Origin of the sequence: Pseudomonas sp. NPDC087697 (assembly GCF_044743155.1) — a bacterium.
In the GTDB taxonomy this organism is placed as follows: Bacteria; Pseudomonadota; Gammaproteobacteria; order Pseudomonadales; family Pseudomonadaceae; genus Aquipseudomonas.
Genome location: NZ_JBIUVW010000002.1, coordinates 18,910 through 31,045, shown reverse-complemented (window position 1 = coordinate 31,045; position 12,136 = coordinate 18,910). Strand labels below are relative to the sequence as shown.

At 57.7% G+C, this 12,136-nt stretch carries 6 protein-coding genes; 3 read left to right on the top strand and 3 right to left on the bottom strand.

Features of this window, described 5'->3' with window-relative positions:
- The first annotated feature begins 96 nt into the window (after positions 1 to 96).
- From ACIPIN_RS02385 to glgB, 3 genes are all read left to right on the top strand, one after another.
- Complete coding sequence (locus ACIPIN_RS02385) at positions 97 to 2,094, top strand: alpha-1,4-glucan--maltose-1-phosphate maltosyltransferase (RefSeq protein ID WP_401114771.1); 1,998 nt, start codon at positions 97 to 99, stop codon at positions 2,092 to 2,094.
- Between the two features lie 151 nt (positions 2,095 to 2,245).
- Positions 2,246 to 5,587, top strand: coding sequence for a maltose alpha-D-glucosyltransferase (gene treS, locus ACIPIN_RS02380; protein WP_401114768.1), 3,342 nt, complete (start codon positions 2,246 to 2,248; stop codon positions 5,585 to 5,587).
- Between the two features lie 10 nt (positions 5,588 to 5,597).
- Positions 5,598 to 7,817: a 1,4-alpha-glucan branching protein GlgB gene (glgB, locus tag ACIPIN_RS02375; RefSeq protein ID WP_401114766.1), complete on the top strand. Its 2,220-nt coding sequence runs from the start codon at positions 5,598 to 5,600 to the stop codon at positions 7,815 to 7,817.
- 61 nt (positions 7,818 to 7,878) lie between these two features.
- On the opposite strand, the gene ACIPIN_RS02370 is transcribed toward glgB, so the two are convergent.
- The 3 genes from ACIPIN_RS02370 to ACIPIN_RS02360 form a co-directional block, all read right to left on the bottom strand.
- Entirely contained in the window at positions 7,879 to 8,946 is a 1,068-nt protein-coding gene (locus ACIPIN_RS02370; RefSeq protein ID WP_401114763.1) for an autotransporter domain-containing protein, read from the bottom strand.
- A gap of 642 nt (positions 8,947 to 9,588) precedes the next feature.
- Entirely contained in the window at positions 9,589 to 11,079 is a 1,491-nt protein-coding gene (proS, locus tag ACIPIN_RS02365; RefSeq protein ID WP_401114760.1) for a proline--tRNA ligase, read from the bottom strand.
- A gap of 248 nt (positions 11,080 to 11,327) precedes the next feature.
- Positions 11,328 to 12,128 (bottom strand): endonuclease/exonuclease/phosphatase family protein, encoded by an 801-nt coding sequence (locus ACIPIN_RS02360; protein WP_401114758.1) that lies wholly within the window; start codon positions 12,126 to 12,128, stop codon positions 11,328 to 11,330.
- Positions 12,129 to 12,136: the final 8 nt, after the last annotated feature.

The window sequence follows — 12,136 nt, the reverse complement described above, 5'->3', positions numbered from 1 at the left end:
TTTCCCTCGGCCGGGTGCTCGGAACCTAAGTAGCGTCATGCAGGCAGTACACGATCAAGCACAAGAGCGTCCATGGGGCGTAAGGGGCGATGCTCGATGACGACTGAAAAACCGACTGAACTGCAATACAACCCGCAACTGCCACTGTCGCAGGCCTTGCTGCTGCCGCGGATTGTCATCGAGAACACGATGCCGGTGATTGATGGCGGCCAGTTTGCGGTCAAGGCCATCGAAGGGCAGGCCGTGACGGTAACCAGCAAGGTTTTTGCCGATGGCCACGACACGCTGGCGGTGCGCGTGCGTTGGCGTACCGAGGCTGATTCGATCTGGCAATGCGAAGTGATGACCGATCTGGGCAATAACGCCTGGCAAGGCCAGTTCAGCGTCGCTGCACCGGGGCAGTATCGGTTTTGTATCGAGGCCTGGATCGATCAGTTCGCCAGTTTCTGTCATGAGCTGGAGAAAAAGCATGTCGCGGGTGTGCCGGTCAGCCTGGAGCTGCAAGAAGGGCGCACCCAAGTGCTGCAGGCGGCAGAGCGCAGTGACGGTCAGTTGAGCGAACAGTTGGCGGCGCTGCACCATGAGCTGGTCGGGCTGCTTGAAACCGAGCAAGTTGCGCTGTTTCTGCACCCACGCAGTGCCGGATTGATGGCCGAGGCCGATCACCGTCCCTATCTCAGTCTGAGTCCGGAGTACCCGCTGGACGTCGAGCGCGAACGTGCGCAGTTCGCCAGTTGGTATGAGCTGTTTCCCCGCTCGATCACCGACGATCCAGCACGTCATGGCACGTTCAACGATGTGCATTCGCGCCTGGCGATGATCCAGGACATGGGCTTTGACGTGCTGTACTTCCCGCCGATCCACCCGATTGGTCGCAGCTATCGCAAAGGCCCCAACAACTCCCTGACCGCCGGTCCTGATGACCACGGCAGCCCGTATGCCATCGGTGGTGTAGAAGGTGGTCACGAGGCAATTCATCCGCAGTTGGGCAGTCGCGAGGACTTCCGTCGTCTGGTCGCGGCCGCTGCCGCACACGGGTTGGAGATTGCTTTGGATTTCGCGATTCAATGCTCCCAGGATCACCCGTGGCTGAAGCAGCATCCGGGCTGGTTCAACTGGCGGCCGGACGGCACCATCAAATACGCCGAGAATCCACCGAAGAAATACCAGGACATCGTCAATGTCGACTTCTACGCCACCGAAGCGATCCCCAGCCTGTGGCTGGAGCTAAGGGACATCGTGGTCGGCTGGGTCAAGGAGGGTGTGACGATGTTCCGCGTCGACAATCCCCACACTAAACCCCTGCCGTTCTGGCAGTGGTTGATCGCTGATGTTCGGGCGCTGTATCCCGAGGTGATTTTCCTCGCCGAAGCGTTCACCACCCCGGCGATGATGGCGCGCCTGGGCAAGGTCGGTTATTCCCAGAGCTACACCTACTTCACCTGGCGTAACACCAAACACGAATTGGCGACGTACTTCACCGAACTGAACCAGTCGCCCTGGCGCGAGTGCTTTCGGCCAAACTTTTTCGTCAATACACCTGACATCAATCCGGGTTTCCTCCATGACTCGGGCCGTGCCGGGTTTCTGATCCGCGCGGTGCTGGCGACTATGGGCTCGGGCCTGTGGGGCATGTATTCGGGGTTTGAGCTGTGCGAGTCGGCGCCAGTGCCGGGCAAGGAGGAATACCTCGACTCCGAGAAGTATGAAATCCGTGTTCGGGACTTCAACGCACCGGGCAACATCATCGCCGAGATCGCCCAGCTCAACCGCATTCGCCGACAGAATCCGGCGCTGCACAGCCATTTGGGTTTGCAGGTCTACACGGCGTGGAACGACAACATTCTGTACTTCGGCAAACGCAGTGCCGATGGCAGTAACTTCATTCTGGTGGCGGTGAGCCTCGACCCGTTCAACGCCCAGGAAGCGCATTTCGAATTGCCGCTGTGGGAGATGGGACTGAGTGACGACGCGGTCACCCAAGGTGAAGACCTGATGAACGGCCACCGCTGGACCTGGTACGGCAAAACCCAATGGATGCGCATCGAACCGTGGAACCAGCCGTTCGGGATATGGCGGATATCGAAAGGCTGAAGCCGGATTGGCTTTTGTGGCGAGGGAGCTTGCTCCCGCTGGGTTGCGCAGCGACCCCACGTGCTCAAGATCGGCGACTGCTTCGCAGCCGAGCGGGAGCAAGCTCCCTCACCACAAAGGCTGCGGTTAACCCATTCAGCAGGAGTTTCCAATGGCGAAGAAACCCAGGTCAGCCACCTTCAGCAATGACCCGCTCTGGTACAAGGATGCGGTGATTTATCAGGTTCACGTAAAGTCTTATTTCGACTCCAATAACGACGGGATCGGCGACTTTCCCGGTTTGATCGCCAAACTGGATTACATTGCCGATCTGGGCGTCAACACCATTTGGCTGCTTCCGTTCTACCCCTCGCCGCGCCGCGATGATGGCTACGATATTGCCGAATACCGTGGCGTGCACCGCGATTACGGGACCCTCGCCGACGCCAAGCGCTTTATTGCCGAGGCCCACCAACGCGGTTTGCGGGTGATCACCGAGTTGGTCATCAACCACACCTCTGATCAACACCCCTGGTTTCAGCGGGCGCGCAAGGCCAAGCCAGGTTCGGCGGCGCGGGACTTTTATGTCTGGTCCGATGACGATCAAAAGTACGACGGCACGCGGATCATTTTTCTCGACACCGAAAAGTCCAACTGGACCTGGGACCCGGTGGCCGGCCAGTACTTCTGGCACCGTTTTTATTCGCATCAACCGGACCTGAACTTCGACAACCCGCAGGTCATGAAAGCGGTGCTCTCGGTGATGCGCTACTGGCTGGACATGGGCATCGACGGCCTGCGTCTGGATGCAATTCCCTACCTGATCGAGCGCGACGGCACCAACAACGAGAACCTGCCCGAGACCCACGACGTGCTCAAGCGGATTCGCGTCGAGATCGACGCCCATTACCCGGATCGCATGCTGCTGGCCGAGGCCAATCAATGGCCGGAAGACACTCAGTTGTACTTTGGTGACACCCACGGTGATGACGGCGACGAATGCCACATGGCCTTCCACTTCCCGTTGATGCCACGCATGTACATGGCGCTGGCTCAGGAAGACCGTTTTCCGATCACCGATATCCTGCGCCAGACACCGGAGATCCCGGCCAACTGCCAATGGGCGATTTTCCTGCGCAACCATGATGAGCTGACGCTGGAGATGGTCACCGACAAGGAGCGCGATTACCTGTGGAACTACTACGCGGCCGACCGCCGTGCGCGGATCAACCTCGGCATTCGCCGGCGCCTGGCACCGCTGATGGAGCGTGATCGACGCCGCGTCGAGTTGCTCAACAGCCTGCTGCTGTCGATGCCAGGGACGCCAACTCTGTACTACGGCGACGAAATCGGCATGGGCGACAACATCTATCTCGGTGACCGCGATGGGGTGCGCACGCCGATGCAGTGGTCGATCGACCGTAATGGCGGTTTCTCCCGCGCCGACCCGGCGAGCCTGGTGCTGCCGCCGATCATGGACCCGCTCTACGGTTACCTGTCGGTGAACGTCGAAACCCAGGCCGGCGATCCGCACTCACTGCTGAACTGGACCCGGCGCATGCTGGCGATCCGCAAACAGTCCAGGGCGTTCGGCCGGGGCAGCTTGAAAATGCTCTCGCCGAGCAACCGCCGGATTCTTGCCTATACACGGGAGTACACCGGTGATGACGGCAAGCACGAAATCATCCTCTGCGTGGCCAACGTCTCGCGCAGTGCACAGGCGGCCGAGCTGGACCTTTCAGCGTTCGCCGGCATGGTCCCGGTGGAAATGCTCGGCGGTAACGCCTTCCCGCCGATTGGCCAGCTCAATTTTCTGCTGACCCTGGCACCGTATGGTTTTTATTGGTTTGTGCTGGCGGTGGAAAACCAGATGCCGAGCTGGCACGTCGAACCCGCGCAAAGTCTGCCGGACTTCACCACCCTGGTACTAAAAAAGCGCATGGAGGAGCTGCTCGAAGCCCCGTCGCGCACCATTCTGGAGCAAAGCGCGCTGCCGAGCTGGTTGCACAATCGACGTTGGTTCGCCGGCAAGGACTCCAGTATCGAAACGGTGCACATCGCTTACGGTGTGCGTTTTGGTGATCCGCTGCATCCGGTGCTGTTCAGCGAAATCGAGGTGACCAGCAACGGTCAGACCAGTCGTTATCAGTTGCCATTCGGATTTCTGGCCGAAGACCAGGTCGGCACCGCATTGCCGCAGCAGCTTGCCTTGGCGCGGGTGCGGCGCGGCCGGCAGGTGGGGCTGGTGACGGACGCATTCAGTCTCGACACATTCATTCGCGCGGTGTTGCAGGCGATGCAGGCGCACACGGTGCTGGCCGCAAGCGACGGCGAAATTCGTTTCGAGCCGACCGCCGGGCTGGCGGAGCTCGGTCTGGGTGCTGACCCGGATGTGCGCTACCTGTCGGCCGAACAATCCAATAGCTCCGTGGTGATTGGTGGCAGTCTGGTGCTGAAGCTGATCCGCAAAGTGGCCAGCGGCGTGCACCCGGAACTGGAGATGGGCGCTTACCTGACCGCTGCCGGGTTCGAGCATATTTCACCGTTGCTCGGCTCGGTAATCCGCCGCGATCTGCAAGGCGAAGACAATCTGTTGATGATCGCCCAAGGTTATCTGAGCAATCAGGGCGACGCCTGGGAGTGGACGCAAAACAACCTTGAGCGGGCGATTCGCGATGAGTTGGCCGAGGCAATCTCCGAGCAGGAACAGCACTACAACGCGCTCACTGAATTGAAAGATTTCGCGGGCATGCTCGGTCAACGCCTCGGGGAAATGCACCAGCTATTGGCAGCACCCAGTGACAATCCGGCGTTTGGTTCGCGGGTCACCACGCACAAGGATCAGCAGGCGTCGGCCAAAGCGATTGGTGCACAACTGGAGCATGCCTTGCAGTTGCTCAAACAGCATCAGGTCAGGTTGAGCGCGGCGGATCAGGTGTTGGTAGTGCGTTTGCTGGAGCAGAGAAAAACTGTCCTCAAGTACATTCAGGATCTGGCGGCAAAAGCCGTGGGCGGTTTGCAGATGCGGGTTCACGGTGATTTACACCTGGGCCAGGTGCTGGTGATCAAGGGCGATGCCTACCTGATCGATTTCGAAGGTGAGCCGGCGCGACCGTTGCATGAGCGAAGGGGTAAACACAGTCCGTACAAGGATGTGAGCGGTGTGCTGCGCTCGTTCGATTACGCGGCGGCGATGGCGCTGAACGCGCAGGGCGTGGATGGCACAGTGCAGACGCTGGCGGCACGTCAGCGGGTGACGGAACGTTATTTGCGTGAGGCTAAGGTAGTGTTTGTTCAGGCGTATCGGCAGGCAACAGCTAGTCTTGCTCATGCATGGCAAGACCCGGATGCCGAAGACGCCGCACTGGCGTTGTTCAGCCTCGAGAAGGCGGCCTATGAAGTGGTGTATGAAGCCGAAAATCGTCCCGCCTGGTTGCCCGTGCCATTGCACGGTTTGTATGGGTTGTTGAGTGGACTCAAACCCTTTTCCTATAGCGGTGGAGAGCAGTTATGAAGGAGCCGTCATGATGGAGCGGGGACATGTGAAAGAAGCGCTGCTACCGACAGCGCGAGACATTGAGGCGCTGGTGCGTGCCGAGCACCAGGACCCCTTTGCGATACTCGGACCACACGCAGACGGGGCGGGCGGTCAGTTCATTCGCGCCTACCTTCCGGATGCCTTGAGCGTGCAGGTGATCGCCCGTGACTCCGGCGAAGAGCTCGGCAGCTTGAACGCCACCGAGGTGCCAGGGTTGTTCGTCGCGCATTTCGATCGGCCTCAGGCTTATCTCTTACGCATCCATTGGGCTGGCGGCGAGCAAACTGCCGAGGATCCTTACAGCTTCGGTCCGTTGTTGGGCGAGATGGATTTGTATCTGTTCGCCGAGGGCAATCATCGGGATCTCAGTGCGTGCCTGGGAGCGCAGTTGAAGAACGTCGACGGTGTTGACGGCGTGCGCTTTGCGGTGTGGGCGCCGAATGCCCGCCGGGTCTCGGTGGTCGGTGATTTCAATATTTGGGATGGTCGCCGTCATCCGATGCGGCTGCGTCATCCGTCAGGCGTGTGGGAGCTGTTTGTTCCGCGTTTGCAGGCGGGTGAGGCATACAAGTACGAAATTCTTGGTGCCCAGGGGATTTTGCCGCTCAAGGCAGACCCCATGGCACTGGCGACACAGCTGCCGCCGGACACCGCCTCGAAAGTCGCCTCACCATTGCGCATCGACTGGCAGGATCAGGACTGGATGCAGTCGCGCGGTGAGCGCCACCACCCGAGCGCGCCGCTGTCGATTTACGAGCTGCATGCGGGTTCCTGGCAGTGCGAAGTGGACGACGTCGGCGAAGTGGCGCGTCAATACAGCTGGGGCGAGTTGGCCGAGTATCTGATCCCTTATGTGCAGAAACTCGGTTTTACTCATATCGAACTGATGCCGATCATGGAGCACCCGTTCGGCGGTTCCTGGGGTTATCAGCCGCTGTCGCAATTCGCCCCAAGCGCCCGTTACGGCTCGCCCAGTGACTTTGCCGCGTTCGTCAACGCCTGCCACCTGGCCAACATCGGGGTGATCCTCGACTGGGTGCCGGCGCATTTCCCCACCGATACCCATGGCCTGGCACAGTTCGACGGCACCGCGCTATACGAGTACGGCAACCCGCTGGAAGGCTTTCACCAGGACTGGGACACGCTGATTTACAACCTCGGACGTACCGAAGTGCATGGCTTCATGCTGGCGTCGGCGTTGCACTGGCTCAAACATTTTCACGTCGATGGACTGCGGGTCGATGCGGTGGCCTCGATGCTGTATCGCGACTATTCGCGCAAGGCCGGCGAGTGGGTACCCAATCGCCATGGCGGTCGGGAGAACCTCGAAGCTATCGATTTTGTCCGCCACCTCAACGATGTAGTCGACCTCGAAGCCCCCGGTGCCCTGGTGATTGCCGAGGAATCCACGGCCTGGCCGGGTGTCAGCCAGGGTACGCAGCAAGGCGGGTTGGGCTTCGACTACAAGTGGAACATGGGCTGGATGCACGATTCGCTGCATTACATTCAGCAGGACCCGGTCTACCGCGCCCATCATCACAACGAGCTGAGCTTTGGTCTGGTTTACGCCTGGTCCGAGCGCTTCATCCTGCCGATTTCCCACGACGAAGTGGTGCACGGCAAACATTCGCTGATCGACAAGATGCCCGGTGATCGCTGGCAGAAGTTCGCCAACTTGCGCGCTTACCTGAGTTTTATGTGGGCGCATCCGGGTAAAAAACTGCTGTTCATGGGCTGTGAGTTCGGCCAGTGGCGCGAATGGAATCACGATCAGCAGCTGGATTGGTACTTGCTGCAATACCCGGAACACCGCGGTGTGCAAAAACTGGTGACCGACCTCAATCAGCTCTACCGCGAAGAACCGGCACTGCACGATCAGGACGATGTGCCGCAGGGCTTCCAATGGCTGATCGGTGATGACGCGATCAACAGCGTCTACGCCTGGCTGCGCTGGAGCAAGGAAGGGCGGCCGGTGTTGGTGGTGGCCAACTTCACGCCGGTGCCGCGTCCGGCCTATCGGATTGGTGTGCCGTTTGCCGGGCGCTGGAATGAGGTGATCAACAGCGACGCAGGGATCTATGCTGGCTCCAATTACGGTAATGGCGGCGGTGTGTTTACCGAAGAGGAGGGCAGCCATGGCCAGGCGTTGTCGTTGGTGCTGAATTTACCGCCGTTGGCGGTGTTGATTCTGCGTCCGGAGGGTTGATGTCGGCTGATGGACTGCGAAGGATCGTTCCCGCGCAGACGCGCGGGAACGATCGGGGGAGTCACCAACGCATCCGCACCCCAATACTGCCCATCAACCCATTCAAATCGTTGGCAATGGTAGCGGCGCTGTAGTCGCCGCTGACATACAGGCTGACAGAGGGCGTGACTCTGGCCACCAACCCCAGCCCCAGTTCGACCGTGGACGAGTTTCGGCTGCTGCTGCTGAGCTTGTCGACCTGACCGAGGGTCACGGTATCGCTGGTATTGACCGTGTGCCAGAAGTTGGTACGAACATAGGGTTCGACCGGCAGGCCCTTGATGTCATAACTCCCTTTCAAGCTTGCACCGACCCTGCCGCTCCAGGACGTCAAGTCACTGGATGACGCATTGCCACTACCGGCATACGGGGTGTCCAGGGTAATACGCTGGTTGATCAACTCCGCCTGGGGTTCGATTACCCAGTTTTCGCTGATGCCGATGGGAAATCCACCTTCCACCGAGAGGGACATTGCGCTGCCTTCGGCGGCTTGGCGCTGGCCCTGATCATTGAGGCTGTAGCCATTGACCCGACCACCGCTGGCGGTCAAGTCCACGTGCCAGCCGCTTGCGCCGGTCAGGCTCCAATAGGCGCCAAGGTTGGGGCCTTGTACATTGAGAGTATTGTTCGGGTCGGCGATGGCAGGGCCGATCAACAGGCCATTGCCATTGCTCTGAAACTGGTTTGTGCCGCCCACCAGACCCACGCGCTGAGTGCTGCCGCTGTTGTTTTGCAGGGTAAGCACCGCCGGGCCTTTGACTTCGGCGCCGGTCATGCCGGAAAACTGTGAGTTGAGAACATCGCGTTCCGCGTTCCTGGCGGGTTGGCCGTAAACCCGATCCCAGGCTGAAGGAGCGGCTTGCTCGACTGTCAGCAACTGGTTATCAAGTCCGGGATCTCGGATGAAGCGGATGCTGTTACTCGTATTGGGTGTCGGCAGGGTGAACGCCGGGACATCTTGCTGATACCAGGGGATCGTCTCGTCCTCGACAGACGACGCCTGAACCTCCATGGACGTGCACAGCAGCAGCGAAGTGGAAACGGTGTACAGGGAAACTTTGATCTCGTGTTGGATGAAGGAGGTATTCATGGACGTCTACCTTGCAATCGCGTGCCATATCTCTATTTGGCGTCTCTCCTACCCCGAATGAGGGGCGACCGATTTCATTGAGGCAAAACCCGGCGGCCCGCTGCAGCGGGTTTCCGAGGCTTGCCCCAGAAGGTAATTCCGGGGGTAGTACGGTTTAGCTAAGAAGACCGCTGGCATTGCGTCAAGAAATTGAACGATGAGCGGTATGACTAAATTAGGCTCTGTAAATGACTGATTATTGGTAATTATCTAAGTTGTTGTTTATCTGGAGAATCATTTTTTGACGTCAAATCAGAGGCTTTTTTCACGTCCGGAAGGCCTTGATCCAAAGCGTGAGTGGTGCTGCGAGAGGCTTCTTTGAGAGGTCCTCCTCTGACCGGCTTGCCGTCCATAAGCATAGGTATCTGCATAACTTTGAAATACGGTGAAAGACTACGTCCGTAGCAGCTGCCGAGCCTGCGAGGCTACGTTCGAGGACGAAGTCCTCGCAAATCCTGGATCAACGTTTTCTCTGGAAGAACGCGCTGCCTGATTCAACGACTGCTTCGCAGCCGAACGCAGCCTCGCAGGCTCGGCAGCTGCTACGGAGGTTAGAGCGAAAAGATGTGTAGACACTCATGCTTTCATAAGATTGAAAGGGGATTAATATGACTTCGCGTAAAGAGCCCACGTATTGGTGGGCTTTCCAGTGAACAAACAGGTTGCTGTGGCCTTGGGTTGAACCAAAGGAATGCAGCGGACTGTTACGCCGAACTCCCCAATAGCCTTTTCAACTTCTTCGTCCTCAATGAAAGGTGCCAGAACGAAAGCATTCAATTTGTCTTTTGGTTTGAAGGCTTTCTTGAACTCTTCAAGGCTTGTCACTGTTTTGGTGTGCTCGGAAAGCTTTGATTTTGCACGGTCCAGCATTGACTTCTGAAGGGTGAGCAGTGTGCGTGGGATTTCTTTTATAAAGACCTCCGAGTCAATCTTGAAAAGGCTCTTGGCGTTATCCCTGCAAGAATAAGAGACCGTGTTCTGCTCCAGCTCTTTTATCCCGACTTCCACCCGAACAGGCACGCCGCGCTTTATGTGATACCACTTCTTCTCGCTACCATTCATCTCGCGTTTATCGACGCTGACTCTGAGGTTCTGTCCCTTGATTTTCTTGCGTGAGATCTTCTTTTTCAGATCATCGCAGTAAGCATGGATAGCTTCGGCATCCTGCTCATTGCGCACTATCGGAACGATGATGATCTGCGTTGGTGCTACCAACGGCGGTATTACCAGTCCATCGTCATCTCCGTGGGCCATGATCATCGCACCAATCAATCGGGTTGAAACGCCCCATGAGGTTGTCCAGGCAAGTTCCTTGATCCCTTCCTTGTTGACGAAACGAATGTCCGAGGCCTCGGCGAAGTTTTGACCTAAAAAATGCGAGGTCCCGGCCTGCAAAGCCTTGCTGTCCTGCATCATCGCTTCGATGGTGTAGGTACTGACGGCACCTGGAAATCGTTCCCATGAACACTTTTCACCCTTGATAACCGGTATGGCCAGATGGTCGACGGTGAAACGCTCATAGATATCGAGCATTTTCAATGTCTCGTCCAGGGCCTCTGCTTTGGACGCATGAACGGTATGGCCTTCCTGCCACAGGAACTCCGACGTTCTGAGGAAGATCCTTGGACGCATTTCCCAGCGGAGCACATTGGCCCACTGATTGATGAGCAAGGGTAAGTCTCGGTAGCTTTGCACCCACCTTGAAAACGAGGCGCCGATAACTGTTTCGCTGGTGGGTCTTATGATGAGTGGTTCTTCCAGTTCACCGGCAGGGATTAGTTTTCCATTGGCTGATTGTTCGAGTCGATGATGGGTTACAACTGCACACTCTTTGGCAAAACCATCTACATGCTCTGCTTCTTTCTGAAGGAAGGATAACGGGATCAAAAGTGGAAAGTATGCGTTCGAATGCCCTGACGCTTTGAATTTTTGATCAAGCTCTCGTTGAATCAGTTCCCAGATTCCGTAGCCCCAAGGGCGGATGACCATGCAACCTCTAACGGGAGAGTTTTCAGCAAGTTCAGCCTGGCTAACGACTTGTTGATACCATTCGGAAAAGTTTTCATTTCTTGTAGGCGATATCGCGTTTTTCATAATGCCTCAGGCCTAGAAAAGGCTGCGTGTGATTTTGGATCTGGTGCTGTGTAGATGTATGTATATTTTTTGGAGATTGAAATTTCAAGTGTTCATGTTTTTGTTTGGTTATTTGGGAAATTTCTTTCAGATAAGTCTGCTTTCTGATGGGGTAAAGTGTTTAAAGGTGTGGTTCATTCGGCAATCTGGAGCGTTATTCCGTAGTAAGAAGAAACCGAGGATTTCACCCGCAAGCCCGAGCAGAACCATTAGAAATGCACTTCAACCGCCAGCGGCAGATGGTCGGAGAGGTGGGTCCACGGCTTGTTCCCTAGAATCTTCGGCTCGTGACTGCTGGCGTTGCGCAGGTAGATGCGGTCCAGGCGTAGCAGTGGAAAGCGTGCCGGGTAGGTCTTGGCCGGGCGTCCGTGGTGGCGCTCGAAGGCTTCGTGCAGATCGTCGCGTTGCGCGAGTGTGGTGTTGCCTTGAAGCTGCCAGTCATTGAAGTCGCCGGCGATGATCACGGGGGCGTCACCGGGCAGCGACTCGATCAGTTGACAGAGCAAGGCCAGCTGCAATTGGCGATGGCTTTCCAGCAGGCTCAGGTGGACACAGATCGCGTGTACTTCGGCGTGCCCCGGTACATCGAGCACGCAGTGCAGCAGCCCACGGCGCTCGGGCCCGGTGATGGAGACATCGAGGTTGCGATGGTGGCGGATCGGGTATTTGGACAGCAGCGCATTACCGTGATGTCCGTCGGGATACACCGCGTTGCGGCCGTAGGCGAAGTCGCTCCACATGCTATCGGCGAGGAACTCGTACTGCGAGGTCTGCGGCCAATTGTTATGGCGCGTGGCGTGGCGATCATGTTCGCCGAGCACTTCCTGTAAAAACACCAGATCGGCAGAGGTGCTGCGCACGGCTTCACGCAGTTCCGGAAGAATGAAACGCCGGTTGAGGGCCGTGAAGCCCTTGTGGGTATTGACCGTCAGAACCCTGAGGCGATGAATGGTCGGCGGCGTATTCATCGAACCTGGATTGGCGGTGTGCCGGTCTGAATCGGGGCTCACGTTCTCTC